This is a genomic window from Streptomyces tibetensis (assembly GCF_040647715.1).
In the GTDB taxonomy this organism is placed as follows: domain Bacteria; phylum Actinomycetota; class Actinomycetes; order Streptomycetales; family Streptomycetaceae; genus Streptomyces; species Streptomyces tibetensis_A.
This window is the reverse complement of sequence record NZ_JBEZCR010000012.1, coordinates 180,605-199,129: the sequence shown is the minus strand read 5'-3', so window position 1 is coordinate 199,129 and position 18,525 is coordinate 180,605. Positions and strand designations below refer to the sequence as shown.

Sequence of the window (18,525 nt, the reverse complement as noted above, 5' to 3'; positions counted from 1 at the left end):
TGCCCGCGGTGCACGCAGCAGTGACGTCGCCCCGACACGTGGAATCTTCCGCCGTATGGGCATACGGGGAAGGCAAGCAAGCAGGGGATGCCGGCGAGCGGGAGGCCGGCCCGATCAGCAGGGAGGCCGCGATGACGGGGCCGGAACACACGGAGACCGTTCAGGGGCCGTCCGTGCCGACAGCGTCCGTCGCCTCGACCGCCTCCCTGGAAGCCATCGGCGCCGGCGCCTACCTCGTTGACGAGCAGGGCTGCATCATCGCCGTGAACGCCCACGCCGAGCACCTGCTGGGCCGCCCGGCCGCCGACCTGATCGGGCATGACGCGCACGACCTGCTGCACCGCGGCCCGCAGGGCCAGCACCTGCCGAGAACCCAGTGCGCCATGCGGCAGGCCTTCCACGCCGGGCGCACCGCCCAGGCCGACGTGGACTACTTCGCCTGCGCCGACGGCACCGTGCTGCGCATCTCCTGGATGATCACACCGTACGACCTCGACGGCCGGCACGACGGCACGCTCGTCGTCTTCCACGCCCCCGACCACCCGCAGGCCGCCGAGCCGCAGCCGGAGCCGGAGCCGGCGGCGCGGCCGCTGTCGGAGCTGGCACGACTGGCCCTGCTGGCCGAGACCACCACGCAGCTGACCTCCACGCTCGACGTGGACGAGGCGCTGCAGCGACTGGTGACCCTGGTCCTGCCCCGCCTCGCGGACTGGGTGGTCGTCGACCTGATCACCGAGCGCGACGAGGTGTGGCGCACCGTCGTCGTCCACGCCGACGGCGAGACGCTCACGCACCACGAGGACCTGCAGGGACCCATGCCGCCGATCCCCGAGGAATCCCCGATGCCCCTGTCCAGGGCCCTGCGCGGGGTCGCCTCCAACCTGGCCGGCCCGCAGACCTACCAGGGGGCACCGGACTCCGGCATCGCAGTCGAGCAGCGCCGCCTGTTCGACGTCACCGGGATGCGCTCCGCTGCCATCGCGCCCATCCGCAGCACCCGCGCCGTCCTGGGAGCGCTGACCCTCGGCCGCGACGAGAGTTCGGCGGCCTTCACGCCCGCGGACCTCCCCCTGATCGAGGACATCGCGCGCCGGGCCGGCCTCGCTCTGGACAACGCCCGCCTCTTCCAACGCCAGCGCAAGGTCGCCGAGACCATGCAGAACCACCTCCTGCCGCAGATGCCGGGCGTCTCCGGCCTGCAGATGACCGTCCGCTATCTGCCCGCGCCCGACGCCTCCCAGGTCGGCGGCGACTGGTACGACGCCTTCCCCCTGTCCGACGCGTCCACCGCGCTGGCCATCGGGGACGTCGTCGGCCACGACCTGGAGGCGGCAGCCGGCATGGCTCAGGTCCGCAACATGCTCCGTGCCTACGCCTGGTCCCAGCACGAGCCTCCCAGCCGGATCGTCGAACGGCTCGACGAGGCGATCCAGCACATCACCGACGTCACCATGGCCACGACGATCTTCGCCCGGATCGAACCGGCCGAGGAGGGATGGCGGCTGTCCTGGACCAACGCCGGCCACCCGCCGCCGCTGCTGATCAGCCGGGACGGCCTGACCCGTTACCTCACCGACGGGCACGGCATCCTGCTGGGCACCCAGACCGGCACCCGGCGCCCGGACGCCACCGCGCTGCTCCCGCCCGGTTCCACCCTGGTGCTGTACACCGACGGACTCGTCGAAGCGCCCCGCCGCAGCCTCGACGAGGGACTGGACCGACTGCGCCAGCACGCCGCCGCCCTGGCCCATCGGCCCCTCGCCTCGTTCACCGACCAGCTCCTGCGCCGTGTCCGCCCCCCGGGCAACGACGACGACGTCGCCGTCCTGGCCCTGCGCGTCCCCGTCAGCTGACCCGAGGAGTGAGGACGGGCCTCCGGCCGAACGGCCTCAGCCGCCTGTCACGCTCCGCCAGAAGTCCCGCTTGCGTTCACGGCGCCACTGCGCCAGAGACCCGAGGACGCCCGCCACGCCGGCTGCCGATCGGGCGGGAGCGCCGGGCGCCGCGCTGTCCCGTCTCGTGAAGTGCCGGTGAAAACCCGGTGGAGAGCGTGTCGGTGGGTCCGCCTATGCTGCACCGGAAGATCACGCGGTACCAGGGGAGGGCGCGGCATGTTCGGCAAGCTGTTCGGTGGGGGCGGGGAGAGACCGACGGCGGATTCGCACGCCCTGCCCGTCTCGCGCAGGCAGAAGAACGGGGTGTACGCCCTGCGCGCGCTCGGGGACGCCCGGGTGCTCACCCTCGTGGAAGCGGCCGACGCCGGCGACTGGGCGGCGGTCAAGGCGGCCCTCGCCCCCTTCGACCTCGGCTACGACCAGGCGGTCCTGGGGCAACTGACCGAGGTGGACGGTCTGCAGGAGTGGATCGTCCGGGCCGCCGAGCAGGACGAGGACGACAAGGAGCTCCGGGCGACCGCCCTGCTGATCTCGGGCGCGCGCCATGTCGCCTGGGGATGGGAGGCGCGTACGTCCGCCCGTGCCGTGGACGTCAGCCGCGACCAGTGGCAGACCTTCTACGAGCGGCTGCGCATCGCCGAGGAGCACCTGCTGGAGGCCGCCGAGCTGCGGCCCGACTGGGTCACGCCGTGGCGCCACCTGCTCACCTCGGGACGCGGCATGTCCGTCGACGACAGCGTCCAGGAGGCCAGGCTCGCAGCCGGTCTGCGGCGTGACCCGCTGAACCTGGACCTCCACCTGGAGTGGGTGTCGCACCTCCAGCCCCGCTGGGGCGGAGAGCCGGGCCAGGCCCTCGACTTCGCCCGGAAGGCCTTCGCCGGCGCGCCCGACGGGCACCGGCTCGGCTGCGTGGTCGCCATGGCACACATCGAGGACTGGGTGGAATCCGACCACCGCGACTGCCTCCAGCACCCGCGAATCCGGACCGAGTTGAGGGAAGCGGCCGAGCGCAGCATCCTGCACCACGCCTACGAGCGCCGCCTGGGCTGGCAGGGCGACTACAACATTTTCGCCATGGCCCTCTCGCTGGCGGGCAGCAGCACCGCCTCCAATGTCTTCCGCGAGCTGGAAGGCGCGTTCACCCGGTGGCCGTGGACCTTCATGGCGGACCCGCAGAAGGTGTACGCGCGCTTCCGCAAGGCCTTCTGAGCCGTCCGCCCCGCCCCGGCCGTCCTCGGCCCGTCCCGCGGACCCTCGCCCACCCCGCCGTTCCCCTCACCCCGGACTGCCCCATGCCACTGCGCCACCACGCCACCGACCCCGCCGCCACCGACCGCACCTTCCAGGTCGACCTGCGCGGCCTGGTGGACCTCCTCTCCCACCACCTCTACTCCAGCCCCCGCGTCTACCTGCGTGAACTGATGCAGAACGCGGTGGACGCACTGACCGCCCGGCACGCCCTCGAACCGGCCGCCCCCGCCGACGCCTTCGGCGTGCGCCTGTACGCCGACGGCTCGGTGGTACGTGTCGAGGACGACGGCGTCGGTCTCACCGAGGCCGACGTGCACACCTTCCTCGCCACGATCGGCCGCAGCAGCAAGCGCGCCGAGCAGGTCGCCGAGCAACGCGCCGACTTCATCGGCCAGTTCGGCATCGGCCTGCTCTCCTGCTTCCTGGTCGCGGACGAGATCCACGTCCTGAGCCGCTCCGCCCGCACCCCCGACGCACCCGCCGTGGAGTGGCGCGGACGCGGCGACGGCAGCTACGCCGTCCGCACCCTGCCCGCATCCGCCCGACCCCGGCCCGGAACCACCGTCACCCTGACGCCGCGCGCCGACGCGGGGGAGTGGACCCGGCCGGCGCAAGTGCACGCACTGGCCCGCCACTTCGGCTCCCTGCTCCGCCACCCGGTCACCTTCGACGACGGCACGGGCGGCTCGGGGCGCTCCGCCACGTCCGTCAACCCCGAGCCCGCCCCCTGGGCGCGTCCGTACCCCACACCCGGAGCCCGCTCCCGGGCCCTGGCCGCGTACGGCGAGGAGGTCTTCGGCTTCAAGCCGCTGGACACCATCGAGCTGGACCTGCCGGCCGTCGGCCTGAAGGGCATCGCCTGCATCCTGCCCGAGACGGTTCCGGCCGGGCGCCGCCACGGCCACCGCGTGCACGTCAAGGGCATGCTGCTGTCCGAGCAGGCCGAGGAGATCCTGCCCGAGTGGGCGTTCTTCGTCCGCTGTGTCGTCGACGCCGAGAGCCTGCGCCCCACGGCGTCCCGCGAGTCCCTCTACGAGGACGCCACCCTCGCCGCCGTCCGCGACGCCCTCGCCGAGCGGCTGCGCGACTGGATCGCCCGCACCGCCGCCGGCGACCCGGACCTGCTCGGCCGCTTCCTCCAGGCCCACCACCTGGCCGTGAAGTCCCTCGCCGTGCACGACGACGACATCCTGCGGATGCTGCTGCCCTGGCTGCCGTTCGAGACCACCGACGGGCACTGCACCCTGGACGAGTTCGCCCGCACTCACCGCACCGTGCTGGTGACGTCCAGCGTGGAGGAGTTCCGCCAGGTCGCCGCGATCGCCTCGGCCGCCGGTCTCGGTGTCGTCAACGGCGGCTACACCTACGACCGTGAACTGGTCCACCGGCTGCCCGAGATCAGGCCGGAGGCCGCCGTCGCCGACCTCGACCCGGCGACCCTCACCGCCCACCTCGACCCCGTCGACCGGGAGACGGAGCTCGCCGCCGCGGCCTATCTCGCGCAGGCCCGCGACGCCCTCGCGGTCTTCGACTGCGATGTCGCCCTGCGCACCTTCCAGCCCGTCTCCGCGCCTGCCCTCCTCATCGACAGCCGAGAGGCCCGCCACGAACGCACCCGCTCCCAGCTCGCCCGGGAGCAGCAGGGCGGGGTGTGGGGCGACATCCTCGGCGCCCTGCGCCAGGAGGCACCGCGCGCCCAGCTGATCCTCAACCAGCTCAATCCGCTGGTCCGTACCGCCGTCACCATCGACGAACCCGAACTGGCCCGCACCAGCGCCGAAGCCCTCTACGGGCAGGCCGCGATGCTGTCCCGGCGCCCGCTCAGGCCCGCCGAGTCGAGCCTCATCAACCGCTCCTTCCTCGACCTGCTCGCCCACGCCCTCCGCAAGGACAGCTGACGATGCCCACCGCACCCCACCCCCAGAACACCGACGAGCTGTACCAGGCGCTCCAGGAGAACCAACGGCGCCCCTACGGCCGCACCCGCACCGTCACCGCCGAGGAACTCGTCGACGCTGCGGAGCAGTTCGCGCAGCCCCTGCCGCTCATTCGTACCCTCCTCGAACTCCAGGAGGCGTACACCTACGGCTCCGAACCCCGGAAGTCGCCCGTCGTCTTCGCGCGCCTGCTCACCCTCTTCGACGAGCAGCCCGACGTTTTCGACGAGTCCCTGCGCCACCTGTTGTTCTGGCGGTTCAAGTGGGTGTCCAACGCCCTGCGCGCCCTGCCCGAGATACCGCTGACCAGCCTGCGCCAGTGGCTGACGGAGATGCGCGACCGCTACGAGCGCGCCGGCCTCGGCCTCCAGCCCTACTACGGGGAGGCCTACCAGCTCGCCGCCCACGTCGGTGAGGACACCGCCCTCGCCTACGAGCTGTGGGCGGCCCGCACCCGCACCCGGCTCAGCGACTGCGAGGCCTGTGAGATCTGTCGGCGCGCCCGTCACCACCTCACCGCCGGCGACGACGAGCGGGCCCTGCGCGTCTGGGAGCCCGTCCTGGCCGGCCAGGAGTCCTGCCAGGAGGAGCCCGCCCGCTCCCTGTCGTACGCGCTGCTGCCCCTGCTGCGCACCGGCCGCGCCGACCGGGCCCGCGAACTGCACCTCTCCGGCTACCGCGGCTGCCGCCGCAACCCCTCGATGTCCGGGGAGGTCGGCCGGCACCTGGAGTTCTGCGCGCTGACCGGCAACGAGGCCCGCGGCCTGGAACTGCTCGCCGAGAACCGGAACCTGTTCGACGAGGTCGACTCGCCCCTCGACCAGCTCGACTTCCTCACCGGCGTGGAGGTCCTCCTCCAGCGCGTCGAGCTCCTCGGCCACGGCGAGCTGCCCGCCGCCGGATACGCGGGCCGCACCTGGACCGCCGCCCGCCTGCGCGCCGAGGTGCGAAGCCGCGCCGACGACCTCGCCGCCCGCTTCGACGCCCGCAACGCAACCACGGCCCACACCGACCGCCGCAGGGACCGCCTGGACCGCGCCCCGCTCCTGGACACCCTGGAGCTGACCCTGCGCACCCGCAGCCTCGACGACGTGACCCCGGCCGCCCCCGCCGCCCCGGCGGCCGCCCGCCCGGCCCCCGCCGTCCCCGAATCGCTCACCGAACTCATCCTGCGCGCACGGACGCTGGACGAGCAGGGCCACCCCGACGCGCGGGCCTGCTGGACACGGCTGCGCACCCTCGTCGCCGCCCGCGACTACACCCACCCCGACGACCCGGCCGTGGGACCGGTCGCCCGGCTGCGCGCGGACCTGCTGGCCGAAGAGGCGAACCGGGCGCACGAGAAGGACCGGTTCACCGAGGCCGCCGCCCTGAACGAGGAGGCAGCGGCCCTGTACGACGACGTCGGCGCGCCGGGCGACGCCGCGCTCACCCGGGCCCGCGTCCTGCTCGCGAACGCCGAGATCCTCGCGGAGGGCGCCGTCGGGCCGGAGGCCAGGGCCGCCGCCCTCACCGACGCCCACGCGGCCCTGGTCCGCACGCACGAGGAGACACCCGGCCTGACCCCGCACCAGGAGGCACGCCTGCTGCGGCTGAGGGCGACCGCGCTCGCCCTGCGTCTGCAGGCGACCCGCAGCCAGGAGCACCTCGCGCCGGTCTTCGCCGAGGCGGACCTGCTCCGCGAGTTCGCGGCCCGGCACGACATCGCCGGGCAGATCTCGGGCGCACACATGCTGCGGGCCACCACGCACGCCCTCTCCGGCGACCTGCCCGCCGCGGTCGCCGAGGCCGACGCCCTCATGGACCGGCTGACGGCGCAGGGCCCCGCCTGGCACCTGCCCCGCACGCTCGGACTGCGCGGCAGGCTCCGGCTCCTCCTCCAGGACGCCCAGGCCGCGTACACCGATCTGGCCGAGGGCCTGCGCCTGGCCGCCGACTGGCCCGCCGAGGCGGTCGGAACCACCCGCCTGCACACCGACCTGGCCGAGGCTTGCATGCACCTGGGCCGGCCAGAGGAGGCGCTGCGGCACCTGACGCGCGCGGCGGAGCTGGACCTGCGACACGGCAACCGGACCGACGCGTACTGCACCTACAGCAACGCCGCCCAGCTCAGCCTCGACCTGGGCCGCGTCGAGGACTGCATCGCGCTGCTCGACTCCCTGCTGGCGGAGCCGGACGTGGCCGCCGGAGAGCTGGACGACCGGCTCGTGGCCCAGTTGCGTCTGACCCGCGCCCGTGCGCTGCACACGGGGGAGGACCTCAAGGCCGCCACGGCCGAGTTCGTCGCGCTCGCGGCCGAGTCGGCCGGCTGGGACGACGACCGGGGCAGCCACGCCATGATCGCCGCGGAGACGGCCGTACTCCTCGCCGAGTCGGGTGAGTTCGGCCGGGCCCGGGAGGCCGCCGACCAGGCGCTCGCCGCCCACGCCGAGGACCCGCGCTACGAGTACCTCAGCAACTCCCTGCGTGAAGTCGCCCGTCTGCAGGCCCAGCAGCAGGGCGCGGCAGGGCTGCACGACGCCCTCGCCGTCCTCGCCGACGCCGGCCGGGTCGCCGACGAGGCCCGCGCCGCCGGGTACGAGGCCCACGGCCGCTCCCTGGACACGGCCCTGGCCTACGAGCACGGGCGGGTCAACGCCTTCGCCGGCGCGTACGAGGACGCCCTGGCCGCTCTGGACAAGGCACTCGGCCTGCTCGGCGAGCCGGGGCAGGACGACGACCGGGCCGGCGAGTGGGCGGAGTGCGTGCGCCTCGCCGGTGTCGTGGAGGGCCTCTCCCTGGAACGCCCCGCCGCCGCCCTCGCCCGGCTGGACGCGGCCGTCGTCCGCCTGACCGCCCTGGGGCACACCGAGGAGACGGCGGAGCTGACCTCACTGGCGGCCCGGCTGCGCGACGAGGAGTGACCGCGGAGCCGGGGGCGGGGCGGGGCGCTGCCCCGCCCCCGGCCCTCCGCCGTTCTCAGCCGCTGCGGGTGTGCCGCGGTGCGCCGCCGGCGCTGTCGCGGTGCTCGCGCACGGCGATGCGGGCCAGTTTCGTCAGCATCATGCCGTTGCGGATCGAGACGAGGTAGTCCACCGGAAGCCCGTGCATCCGGGTGCCGGGGCCGCGCAGGGGATGCCAGTCGAGGACGAAGAGCGTGTTCTCACCCCAGGGGATCAGGTTCATGGCGATGCGGGCCGCGCCGAAGGGGTCAGCCTTGGCCTCCAGTTCCAGACGGCGTCCCGGCTCGCAGATGCGTACGATGCAGGTGTCGTCCAGGACCAACGGGCCCAGTCCGACCCTGACGTGCAGGCGGGCGCCCACCTCCGGCCAGTGCGGGTCGGCGGCCGTGACCTGTTGCGTGCCGGAGACCCACTCGCCGTAGCGACGACCCTCGCACAGCAGGTCCCAGACCTCGGACGGCGAGCTGAGGATCAACCGGCGGTTCCGGGCCACACCGACCACGCTCCTCGTCGCAGGGATCGGTGCCGAGATCCGGCACCGCGTCGGCCTCGTCCGTCACGCGACACCTCCTCGCACCTTAGGCGGGCCACACGGCTCCGGCACCCGCAGAGCATCCCGCGGTGACGCATCCAGCGGTGATATTCGCTGGTCGTCGTCCCTGGGCGGCGCTCATACTGACGCGGTGGATCCAGTGACACTCGAGACCCGGCGGCTGGTGCTGAGGGCTTTCGAGCCGGGCGATGTGGAGGCGGTGCACGACGCCTGCCAGGACGAGGACATCCAGTTCTACACGCCCGTGCCCGTGCCCTTCGGACGGCAGGACGCCGAGAAGAGGGTCCGCGAGGAGTGGCCCGAGGGCTGGGCCGCCGACAAGGACTACGTCCTCGGGGCGTTCCGCAAGGACAGTGGAGCGCTCGTCGGCTCGTACTGCCTGACCAAGGTGAGCGCGGGCGTCTACGAACTCGGCTACTGGGCGGTCAAGGAGCAGCGCGGCCGGGGCTACTCGGTCGAGGCCGCGCGGGCGCTGTGCGCATGGGGCTGGGCCACGCTCGACGTCCACCGCATCGAATGGTGGGCCATGACCGGCAACACCGGATCGCGTGCCGTCGCCGAACGGCTGGGCTTCACCCTCGAAGGGACGCTGCGCAACCGCAGCATCGCCAACGACGGCAAGCCGCACGACTGGTGGGTCGGCGGACTGGTACGGGCCTGAGACCATCCTCGGTGCCGACAGCGCCCTGTCGCAGACCGTGGACCGCATCATGCTCGACACGGGACCGGCCGCTCTACCCGGGACCGGCCGCCGGCCCGACTCACCCGTCCGTACGCGCCGGGTAGGGCGTGCGCGGTGCGGCGCGGCGAGGATGGACGGTGCCGGACGCCCGCGCCGGCAGCTCGGTGCTGCCCGATGGGACGTGCGGCTGTCGCTGCCCGTACGCGCGAGGGAGAGGTATGACCGAGACCGACGAGGCCGGGACCTTGACTGCCGGGGCCGAGTGGCCGGCGGCGCACCGTGATCCGGGTACGGGCATCGTCGATCTCCGGCGCGTCGGGGCGAACCCGGACTTCTGGTATCCGGTCGCCGTGTCGAAGAACGTGCGGCGCGAGCGGGCGTTCGCGGCCGCCTTCGCCGGCGAGCGCATCGCGCTGTACCGCGGGAAGAGCGGCACCGTGTACGCGCTGGAGGACCGGTGCGCCCACCGGCAGGTGCCGTTGAGCATGGGCGTCGTGGAGGGCGAGACACTCCGCTGCTGCTATCACGCCTGGGCCTATCGCGGCGACGGCCGCATCTCGCAGATCCCGTACCTCGCCAAAGGCGACGGCCGGCCCCCGCGCGGCGTACGCGGCTACCCCGTGCGCGAGGCCTACGGCCTGGTCTTCGTGTTCCCCGGCGACCCGGACAAGGCGGCCGACACTCCGCTGCCCGACCTGCCGGCGTACGGCTCGCCGCTGTACAGGACGATGACGTACTCCCGGACCGTGCGCTGCCACTACTCCTTCATGCACGAGAACCTGCTCGACATGAACCACCAGTTCCTGCACAGGGGCGTGGTCGGAAGGCTCCACCCCGAGCTGCTCGACTCCCGCACCGACGAGCGGTCGGTGGAGGCGAGATACCTGTTCAGCCACACCGGGGGCAAGCGCAACCGGGGGGCGAGCCTGCTGGCCGCCGAGGGGCTCGGCGGCAACGACTCCCGCGACGTCATGACGATCCGCACCGAATACCCGTACCAGACCCTCGACCTCGTCCCGGAAAACGCCGAGCGGCCGGCCTTCCGCCTCTGGGCCGCCTACGTGCCCGAGGACGCCGAGCAGCGCCGCTGCCACACCTTCGGCCTGCTCATGATCGAGAAGCCGCGCGTTCCCGGTGCCCTGCAGCTGGCCTGGCCCTTCATCAGGCGCTTCACCGAGCGGGTGTTCGCCGAGGACCGGATGGCCGTCGAGGCGGAGCAGCGAGCCTGGGACGAGCAGGGCGGGGACCGCAACCGTGAGGTGTTCTCCCTGATCCTGGACGTCCGCGAGGTGCTGCGCACCAACGGCGTCCCCCTGCGCCCCCGGACCGCCGCGTGCGGTGCCGCCACGGTGTGCACCGGCCAGGACCGCTCTCCGACTGGCGCGTAATGACCGTTTCCGGGTGACCCCCGCCCGGCCATGCTCCCTGAGACAGATGTGGGCCCGGTGGCATGAGGGGGACGTGGGTGCCGCGTAGAGAACGTCCGCTGGACGTGGGGGAGAGTTCGTTACTCAAGTTCGCCGCCGATCTGCGCCGACTGCGGCAGAAGGCGGGCAGCCCGACCTACCGGAACCTGGCCGAGCGGGCGCACTACTCGGCGGCGACCCTTTCCGAGGCGGCCGCGGGGCGCCGACTGCCCACGCTGTCCGTGGCCCTGGCGTATGTCGAGGCGTGCGACGGCGATGTACGCCAGTGGAGGCAGCGGTGGCAGGAGGTCGCGGCCGAGCTGGCCGCGGCCGACAGCGAGGCGGAGGGAGCGGGGCAGGACGGGCCGGCCGACGGCACCGGCGAGGCGGTCCCGTACCGCGGGCTGGCGGCGTTCGAAGCGGAGGACGCCGACTGGTTCTTCGGACGGGAGCGACTGGTCGACGCGGTGACCGCCCAGCTGGAGAAGAGCCGGTTCGTCGCCGTGTTCGGCGCCTCCGGGTCGGGCAAGTCCTCCCTGCTGCGCGCGGGTGTCGTGCCGCGCTGGCAGAGCGCACACGGCCGGCGGCGGACCGTGGTGCTCGTTCCCGGCGCGCATCCGTTGCGGACGAGCGCGGCCGCTCTGGTCCCGTCCGCCGCGCGTTCGTCCGAGACCCGGCACGTCGATTCCGCCTCCGGCGACCAGGCCCTGCACCGGGCGGTGCGGCAAGCGCTGGCCGACCACGGCGACGGCGCGGAACTGCTGCTGGTCGTGGACCAGTTCGAGGAGGTCTTCACGCTGTGCCGGGAGGGCGACGAACGGGTCCGCTTCATCCGCGCGTTGGTCGCCGCCGCGCATGCCGAGGACAGCCGTTGCCGGGTGGTGCTGGGCGTACGTGCCGACTTCTACCCGCACTGCACCCGTCACCCGGAACTGTCGGAGGCGTGCGGGGGGGCCCAGGTCGCCGTGGGTCCGCTGACGACCGACGAACTGCGCCGGGCGATCACCGGGCCCGCCGTCCGTGCCGGGTGCACTCTGGAGGGAGCGCTGCTCGCGGAGCTGGTGGCTCACGCACACGACCGGGTGGGGGTCCTGCCTCTGCTGTCGCACGCCTTGCTGGAGACCTGGCGGCGAAGACGGGGCAACACGCTGACACTGACGGGATTCCAGGCCGCGGGGGGAATCGAAGGTGCCCTGGCCCGTACGGCCGAGAGCGTCTACACCGGTCTGACCGCGTCCGGACAGCGGGTCGCCAAGGGGGTGTTCCTGCGCCTGTGCGCGCTGGGGGAGGGCACCGAGGACACCAAGCGGCGTATCACCCGGGACGAGGTGGACGGCACCGACCCCGACATCGCGGTGACCCTGGAACGGCTGGCCGCCGCACGACTGCTGTCCCTGGACCAGGACAGCGTCGAGATCAGCCACGAGGCACTGATCCGCTGCTGGCCCCGCCTGCGCGACTGGCTCGCCCAGGACCGCGACAGCGTGCGGGTCCACCGCCTGCTCACCGAGGCCGCCCAGACCTGGGCATCGGTCGGCCGGGACCCCGAGGTCCTGCTCCGCGGATCGCGCCTGGCCCTGGTCGCCGAGTGGTCAGCCGGTGCCGCGCGAGACCTGAGCGCTCTGGAGCGCGAGTTCCTCGATGCCTCCCGTGCCGCCGGCCTGGCCGAGCAGGCCGCCGCCCGACGGCGGGTGCGGCGCATGCGCCGTCTGATCGCGCTGCTCAGCCTTCTGCTCACCCTGGCGAGCATCGCCACGGGCGTCGCCGTGCGAGCCCAGCACAGAGCCGACCAGCAACGGGACATCGCCACCTCCCGGCGGGTCGCCGAGCAGGTCCGGACGCTGCGGTCGGCCGACCCCGCCCTGGCACTGCAGTTGTCGCTGGCCGCCTATCGGCTGGCGCCCACGGTCGAGGCTCGCAGCAGCGTGCTCAGCGCCTTCACCACCCCGTACGCCACCGAACTGTCCGGCCACCGGGGTGACGTGCCGGTGCTGTTCAGCCCCGACGGTCGTCTCCTGGCCACCGGCCACGCCGGGGGAGTACGGCTGTGGGACGCCACCCGCCGGCACCGGCCGCGGGCCCTCGGCACGGTACCCGCTGTCCAGGGCAGTCCTGTTCTCGAGGAAGCCACGCGTGCCACCGCCTTCAGTCCGGACGGCCGTCTGCTCCTCGCCGCCGGCGGGCCCGGCGACCCCAAGGCGACGGACGGGTCCGCCACGGTGCAGCTGTGGGACATCACCGATCCCCGGCGCCCCCGGCGGCTGTCGACCCGTCACACCGGCGTCCCGCTCTCAGCGGCCTTCAGCCCGGACGGTCGCACCCTCACGACCGTCGGGCAGGACGGCGTCCTGCGCCTGTGGTCTCTCTCGCGGAGGCAGGGTCTGCGGCCGATGACCGGTCTGCGTCCTGCGACCGGTGAGCCGGGAGGGCACGTCAGGGGCGTCGGCCGTCTGACGTCCGTCGCCTTCAGCCCGGACGGTCGTACGCTGGCCGCCGGGAGCACCGACCGCACCGTCCGCCGGTGGGACGTCACCCGCCCTCGCCGTCCACGGCCGTTGCCGCCGCTGCGGGGGCACCACGGCGTCGTCGCGTCCGTGGCCTTCAGTCCCGACGGCCGTACCCTGGCGGCCGGTGGCTGGGACCACACCGTACGTCTCTGGGCGGTCACCGACCGCCGGAGTGCTCCGCGGGCGGCAACCCTGAAGGGTCACACGGACAAGGTGTACGCGGTCGCCTTCAGCCCCGACGGCCACAGCCTCGCCTCGGGAGGTGTGGAAGGGGTGCGGCTGTGGAGCCTGCACGGTGCCGGCCGCCCCTATCAGGCGGAGCACCTGACGGGGCACGACGGGGCGGTGATGTCCGTGGCGTTCGCTCCGGACGGCTCCACCCTGGTCTCCGGCAGCCAGGACGGCACCGCACGGCTGTGGGACCTGGCCACCGACACCCTTGCCGCACACAGCAGTTCGGTCTACGGGGTGGCGATCGACCCGCGGGGCGGCGTGCTGGCGTCGGCCAGCTATGACGGCACCGTCCGCCTGTGGTCGACCGCACGCCCACGCGCCGTACGCGAACTGGCCTCCCTCGCCGGGCACACGGCCGCGGTCAACGCGCTCGCCTTCACCGCGGACGGCGAGACCCTGATCTCGGGGAGCCTGGACGGCACGGCCCGTCTGTGGTCCGTGACCGATCCCCGTCGGCCCCGTTTCCTGGCCGCTCTCACGGCGCACGGCGCGGTCGACGCCGTCGCCATCAGTCCCGACGGCCGTGTGGCGGTGACCGCCGACGACGAGGGCGCTCGCCTGTGGAACATCACCGACCCGCACCGCCCGCGTTCCCGGGCTCTCCTGCCCGGCACGGCGGAATCGCTGGCCTTCGCGCCCGACGGTCGCAGCCTGGCCTGCGGAGGTGCGGACGGCGTCATCCGGCTGTGGGCGCTCACCGCGTCCCTGCCGTCGCGGAGGCCGGACACGCTCCGAGGGCACACCCAGGTCGTCAAATCCCTCGCCTTCCGCGGCGACGGCCGGACGCTGGCCTCCGCGAGCGACGACCGCACGGCACGGTTGTGGCCCCTGTCCCATGGCCGGTTCCGGGGCCGGTCCACCGTCCTCACCGGTCATGCCGAGCCCCTGCACGCGGTCGGCTTCAGCCCCGACGGCCGGACCCTGGCGACCGCGGGCAACGACGACACGGTGCGCCTGTGGAAGGTACCGCCAGGGCGGCGGCCTCCCGAGGAGTTCGCGACGCTGACCGGCCACACGGGAGACGTCAACGCCGTCGCCTTCACCGCCGACGGTCGCACCATGGCCACCGGCTCCAACGACCACACGGCGCGACTGTGGGACCCCGACCCCGAACGGGTGTCGGCCCGTGTGTGCCGGACCGCGCGTCCGCATCTGAGTCGCGGTCAGTGGAGCCAGCACTTTCCGGAGTTGCCCTATCGGCCGCCGTGCTGAGCGGTGATCGGCCTGCGGGCCGCCCGCGAAGAGCGGCCCGCAGACCTCGTCACGACCGTCGGCTACAGGTTCGTCCACTTGTGGGAGGAGATGTTGTCATTGATCGACTGGCCCGCTCCGGCGCCCGTCCCCGCGTCGAACGGGTACGGCCCGAGGTCGGAAATCGCGACACCGTTGTAGACACCCCGTCGCGCGCCGCCGTAGTTGATGCGGTAGTACACCCAGACGTCGTCCAGGTTCCCGGGGTATCCGTTGTTCCACAGGGAGGAGATCACGTTGCGGCAAGCACCCCAGTTCGCGGAGTTGCCGACGTACCCCGTGCAGTAGTCGCGGTAGTCGGTGCCGCTGTACAGGTGGAGGTAGCCGTCGGCCTGGACGCCCGCGGGCACGGCCGGGACGGCTGACGCGGACGCGGTCCGGGAGGTGTCGGGGGCCGCGTGGGCGGTGACGGCGGGAAGGAGCCCGGTGCCCAGGGCGACCAGGGCCGTCCCGAGGACGAGCGAGCGTGATACGCGCATGGCAATGCCTTTCATGGGTGTGGTGACCTGGCCGTGAGGTACGGCCGTTCTCGGTTTCTTGGTGCGAGTGGTGCGTTCTCTTTTCGCCCCGACGGGTCAGCGCGCGTCGGCGATGACCTTGTCGGCACGCGGAAGGGCTCCCCGCTGAAGCCGTTGCGCGGCGTCCAGCTCGGAGCGGTACTGGTGGCGAAGCCGGATCGCATACGTCCGGTCCAACGCCTGTGCCGTACGGGCGAGGCCGCTGTCGGCGGCACAGCGGGCCTCGGCCACGGCGAGGCGGATCTCCTTCCGCGGGGCGAGCGCGGGTTCGCCCGGACCCGGCAGCGCCTCCTCCCGCAACTGGGCGGGACCGGCGTAGGGATGGCCGGCGGCGCGCATGCAACGGGCCCACTGCTTGACGGCCCGCCCGAAGGCCGGATCGGTCATGACGCGCATGTGGCGTACCTCCGGCAGCGAATCCTGCGTGACCTCGGCCTGGAACCACGCCGCCAGATCGCCGTAGAGGACGCGGTCGGCCTCCGACTGACAGCCTTCGGTGCTGCGCCGCAGCACCGTGCCGTCCAGCGTGCGGGCGGTGACGCCGTTCGGATCCCGACCGTTGGCCGCACGCAACGCCTGCGCCCGGCGCTCCGGAGGCAGGGAGCGGAAGTACCGCTGGTTGACGTCCTTCTCGCGCAACTGGGCCATCTCGCGCTGGATGTCGCTGCCGTAGCCGTGTTTCCGGGCCCAGCCGACATCGTCCACCACGTAGGGGAACTCCCTGGCCTGCGGTACGGGATTTCGCGGCACAGGGCGGTACTCGAAGCCGTGGTCCCGCATACAGGAGCGCAGCAAGAGCTGTTCCGCCCGGTACAGCCGGTTCTTCTCCTGAGCCGTGAGGGCCCGTACGGCGACACCGGCGGCCTGTCCGGCGTCCGGCGGCCGTTGCTCCGCCGCGGCGATCACGGCGCCCGCGGCCACACAGCCGAGCGCCACCGCCAGCAACGTCCCCCGTTTCACCCGGCGCCTTGTCACGACCAACCCGCCCCCCTTCCAGGCGGGCCCCGGTCGGTGCCCGCCGACCAAGGGATAGCGGTATTGGTTGTTCGACGTCGGCCCGAGCGGGCTGAACAAACAGACTCCGAACAAGAACCCGGGCTGCGTGGGCCCTGACCTGCACGTGCCGAGTCGCTCATGCGCAGGATGCCGGTGCCGTCGGCGACCGGGCCGAGCCGCACCAGGGGTGTGCGAACACGGACCCCCCGGGCATTCAGGCGAAGAAGCCCTGGAGCAGGCGGCCGAGTTGAGCGGGTTGCTCGGTGGGCAAGGAGTGGTGGGAGGCGCCGGGCAGGGTGACGACGCTCGCAGAGGGCAGGAGCCGGCGTGCGGCGGCCGCCGCACGCAGCGGATCGTGGGCACGGCTGCGTTCCGCGAAGAGCACCAGCGTCGGGACGGTGCACGCCGCCAGCTCCGGCGCCTTGGGGCGCCGCATGGCCACGACCTTCGACCGGCGGGCGGTGGCGGTGCTCCCCAGGAACGCCCGCCACACCGGATCCTCGGGGTCACGGCCGATCTCCCAGCGGTGGAAGGCACGCACCCGCTCGGCGCTGGGCCTCAGCAGCATCGGCAGGGCGTGCGCGAGGTAGCGCGGGCTCATGCCGGTGAAGCAGTTGACCGGGTCGAGCAGTGCGAGCCTGCCGAGCCGACGGGGCGCGTGCAGGGCGTAGCGGAGGGCGATCCAGGCGCCGTAGGAGTGCCCGCACAGGTGCGCGCCGTCCAGGTTCAGCGCGTCGAACAGGGCATCGAGCCAGGCCGTCAGGTCCGCTGCGCCGCGCAGCGGTGCTCCGTCGTGGACGCTGCGGCCGATGTCGCCCATGAGATCGACGGCATGGATGCGATGGGTGGGGGCCAGGGCGCCGACGGTGGCGAACCAGGCGGTCGAGGTGGCTCCGCCGCCGGGCAGCAGGACGAGCGGGGTGCCGCTCTCGCGCCCGCTGATGTGTACCCGGGTGCTGCCGTAGGGGGTGGGGACGTCGACGCCGCGCACCTCACCCGGCCACCGTCGCAGGACGTCGTCGTACGCCCTGGAGAACGCTGTCGTGTCATCCATGTCCCCACCCGTATGGCTCGTTCACCGATATTCTCGAACAACGAGATATTAGGGGAGTGAAGTATGGACGACCAGGATCCCGCTCTGCGCATGGTGCATCTGCTGCGGGCCGTGACGATGGAACTGGACCTGTTCGCCGCCGAGTTCGCGGGTCGCAACGGTCTTCATTCCACGGACGTACGGGCGTTGATCCACCTGCTGGACGCCGGCCGGCAGGGCGTACGGGCCACCCCGGGGTGGCTGGGCGCGCAGTTGGGGGTGAACTCGGCGTCGACCACGGCCCTGGTCGACCGGCTGGAGCGGCTGGAACTGGTGCGCCGGGAACGGGACACCGAGGACCGCCGGCGCGTGCTGCTGGTGGTGCGGGACGAGGCCGTCCGGCTGGGCTGGTCCTTCTTCGGGCCGCTGATCCACGAGATGGTCGACTCGATGGGGTCCTTCGACGAGGCGGAACTGGCCGTGGTCCGGCGTTTCCTGCTGGCCATGCGAGACGTCGCCGCGGCCGGGCGACGCGCCCAACAGGACGGTTCAGGGCGAGAGTGACGTCCCGCAACCGACGCACAGCGCGGGCACAGGCGCCGCCCCCGGTCCGCGGCGCCGCCCGACTCCGGGAAGGTGTCCGGCCAGCCCACGTGCGGGAAGCGGGCCAGCCGGGAACGGCTGAGGGACGGGCCGCAGACCGTCTCGTTGCGGCCCGGCTCCCAGGCGTGCACCTCGCCGGAGGGCAGCCGGCGCCGCCCCTCCTCCTCGTCGGTCCACTGCCCGGACGCCGCGACCGCGTACTGCCTCGCGCGTGCCACCAGGGGTCAGCCGGCCGCGTGGTCGACGTGCAGTCGCACCTGTTCCTCCAGCCGTCGCAGGCTGCTGTCCAGGGCGTCGGCGGCGGCCCGCTCGCCCGGGTCGTGACGGTCGTCGAAGAACGACAGATGCACCGTCACCTCACTGGCTCCGCCGTCGAGCCCGGCGACCTGCAGCCAGCCCGCGTAGCCGCCCTGCTCACGGGTGCCCCACTCGAGCCGCATCTGCTCCGGACGGGCGCGCAACAGGGCGTCGGTGTCCTCGTCCGTGCGGTCCTCGTGGACGGTGACGGCCGGCAGCTCCCCGGCCTCCACGTGCAGGGCCTCCGGCAGCCAGCTGTCCAGCCGTCCGACGTTCGCGGCCTGGTCGAAGACGTGCTCGGGCTGTGCGGGCATCGTCCGGGAACGTTCGTACTCGGTCATCGCCTTACCGGCCTCGCCTCGGGGGTCGTAGCGCGCACCGTGTTCCCCGGTCTGCCGGGCCCAACCGCGAAAGGCCCCG

13 protein-coding genes and 1 pseudogene are annotated in these 18,525 nt (G+C 73.1%); 8 read left to right on the top strand and 6 right to left on the bottom strand.

Annotated features, from left to right (window positions below; all coding sequences use genetic code 11):
* Nucleotides 1-131 precede the first annotated feature (131 nt).
* The 4 genes from AB0B29_RS29630 to AB0B29_RS29615 all read left to right on the top strand — a co-directional run bounded on the left by AB0B29_RS29630 (nt 132) and on the right by AB0B29_RS29615 (nt 7,986).
* A complete protein-coding gene (locus AB0B29_RS29630; RefSeq protein WP_362244521.1) occupies nt 132-1,853 on the top strand; it encodes a SpoIIE family protein phosphatase in 1,722 nt (573 codons plus the stop codon).
* Nucleotides 1,854-2,111: 258 nt separating this feature from the next.
* Nucleotides 2,112-3,104, top strand: a complete 993-nt coding sequence (locus AB0B29_RS29625) for a hypothetical protein (protein ID WP_362244520.1) — start codon at nt 2,112-2,114, stop codon at nt 3,102-3,104.
* An 83-nt stretch (nt 3,105-3,187) separates the two neighbouring features.
* Nucleotides 3,188-5,044: an HSP90 family protein gene (locus AB0B29_RS29620; RefSeq protein ID WP_362244519.1), complete on the top strand. Its 1,857-nt coding sequence runs from the start codon at nt 3,188-3,190 to the stop codon at nt 5,042-5,044.
* 2 nt (nt 5,045-5,046) lie between these two features.
* Complete coding sequence (locus AB0B29_RS29615) at nt 5,047-7,986, top strand: hypothetical protein (protein ID WP_362244518.1); 2,940 nt, start codon at nt 5,047-5,049, stop codon at nt 7,984-7,986.
* 55 nt (nt 7,987-8,041) lie between these two features.
* Here AB0B29_RS29615 and AB0B29_RS29610 read toward each other — a convergent pair whose 3' ends face one another.
* Nucleotides 8,042-8,518: an SRPBCC family protein gene (locus tag AB0B29_RS29610; RefSeq protein WP_362244517.1), complete on the bottom strand. Its 477-nt coding sequence runs from the start codon at nt 8,516-8,518 to the stop codon at nt 8,042-8,044.
* A gap of 190 nt (nt 8,519-8,708) precedes the next feature.
* Between AB0B29_RS29610 and AB0B29_RS29605 the strand changes: the two genes are divergently transcribed.
* The 3 genes from AB0B29_RS29605 (at nt 8,709) to AB0B29_RS29595 (ending at nt 14,619) form a co-directional block, all read left to right on the top strand.
* Nucleotides 8,709-9,239 (top strand): GNAT family N-acetyltransferase, encoded by a 531-nt coding sequence (locus AB0B29_RS29605; protein WP_362244516.1) that lies wholly within the window; start codon nt 8,709-8,711, stop codon nt 9,237-9,239.
* A 239-nt stretch (nt 9,240-9,478) separates the two neighbouring features.
* Nucleotides 9,479-10,648 (top strand): aromatic ring-hydroxylating dioxygenase subunit alpha, encoded by a 1,170-nt coding sequence (locus AB0B29_RS29600; RefSeq protein ID WP_362244515.1) that lies wholly within the window; start codon nt 9,479-9,481, stop codon nt 10,646-10,648.
* 77 nt (nt 10,649-10,725) lie between these two features.
* Nucleotides 10,726-14,619: an nSTAND1 domain-containing NTPase gene (locus AB0B29_RS29595; protein WP_362244514.1), complete on the top strand. Its 3,894-nt coding sequence runs from the start codon at nt 10,726-10,728 to the stop codon at nt 14,617-14,619.
* A gap of 62 nt (nt 14,620-14,681) precedes the next feature.
* On the opposite strand, the gene AB0B29_RS29590 is transcribed toward AB0B29_RS29595, so the two are convergent.
* From AB0B29_RS29590 to AB0B29_RS29580, 3 genes are all read right to left on the bottom strand, one after another.
* A complete protein-coding gene (locus AB0B29_RS29590) occupies nt 14,682-15,137 on the bottom strand; it encodes a hypothetical protein (protein ID WP_362244513.1) in 456 nt (151 codons plus the stop codon).
* A 96-nt stretch (nt 15,138-15,233) separates the two neighbouring features.
* Nucleotides 15,234-16,151 (bottom strand): hypothetical protein, encoded by a 918-nt coding sequence (locus AB0B29_RS29585; RefSeq protein ID WP_362244512.1) that lies wholly within the window; start codon nt 16,149-16,151, stop codon nt 15,234-15,236.
* A 235-nt stretch (nt 16,152-16,386) separates the two neighbouring features.
* Nucleotides 16,387-17,226, bottom strand: coding sequence for an alpha/beta fold hydrolase (locus AB0B29_RS29580; RefSeq protein ID WP_362244511.1), 840 nt, complete (start codon nt 17,224-17,226; stop codon nt 16,387-16,389).
* A gap of 63 nt (nt 17,227-17,289) precedes the next feature.
* On the opposite strand from AB0B29_RS29580, the gene AB0B29_RS29575 reads away from it, so the two are divergent.
* Complete coding sequence (locus AB0B29_RS29575) at nt 17,290-17,769, top strand: MarR family transcriptional regulator (protein WP_362244510.1); 480 nt, start codon at nt 17,290-17,292, stop codon at nt 17,767-17,769.
* On the opposite strand, the pseudogene AB0B29_RS29570 reads toward AB0B29_RS29575, so the two are convergent.
* A pseudogene (locus AB0B29_RS29570) lies at nt 17,736-18,026 on the bottom strand (hypothetical protein); the annotation flags it as partial. The gene AB0B29_RS29575 and the pseudogene AB0B29_RS29570 overlap by 34 nt on opposite strands.
* A 6-nt stretch (nt 18,027-18,032) precedes the next feature.
* Nucleotides 18,033-18,446: an SRPBCC family protein gene (locus AB0B29_RS29565; RefSeq protein WP_362244509.1), complete on the bottom strand. Its 414-nt coding sequence runs from the start codon at nt 18,444-18,446 to the stop codon at nt 18,033-18,035.
* Nucleotides 18,447-18,525 lie beyond the last annotated feature (79 nt).

Excerpts from the sequence above, each read along its gene's own strand:
- AB0B29_RS29630 (WP_362244521.1), top strand. The coding sequence starts at position 132 with ATGACGGGGCCGGAACACACGGAGACCGTTCAGGGGCCGTCCGTGCCG.
- AB0B29_RS29625 (WP_362244520.1), top strand. The coding sequence starts at position 2,112 with ATGTTCGGCAAGCTGTTCGGTGGGGGCGGGGAGAGACCGACGGCGGAT.
- AB0B29_RS29620 (WP_362244519.1), top strand. The coding sequence starts at position 3,188 with ATGCCACTGCGCCACCACGCCACCGACCCCGCCGCCACCGACCGCACC.
- AB0B29_RS29615 (WP_362244518.1), top strand. The coding sequence starts at position 5,047 with ATGCCCACCGCACCCCACCCCCAGAACACCGACGAGCTGTACCAGGCG.
- AB0B29_RS29600 (WP_362244515.1), top strand. The coding sequence starts at position 9,479 with ATGACCGAGACCGACGAGGCCGGGACCTTGACTGCCGGGGCCGAGTGG.
- AB0B29_RS29590 (WP_362244513.1), bottom strand. The coding sequence starts at position 15,137 with ATGCGCGTATCACGCTCGCTCGTCCTCGGGACGGCCCTGGTCGCCCTG.
- AB0B29_RS29580 (WP_362244511.1), bottom strand. The coding sequence starts at position 17,226 with ATGGATGACACGACAGCGTTCTCCAGGGCGTACGACGACGTCCTGCGA.
- AB0B29_RS29575 (WP_362244510.1), top strand. The coding sequence starts at position 17,290 with ATGGACGACCAGGATCCCGCTCTGCGCATGGTGCATCTGCTGCGGGCC.
- AB0B29_RS29565 (WP_362244509.1), bottom strand. The coding sequence starts at position 18,446 with ATGACCGAGTACGAACGTTCCCGGACGATGCCCGCACAGCCCGAGCAC.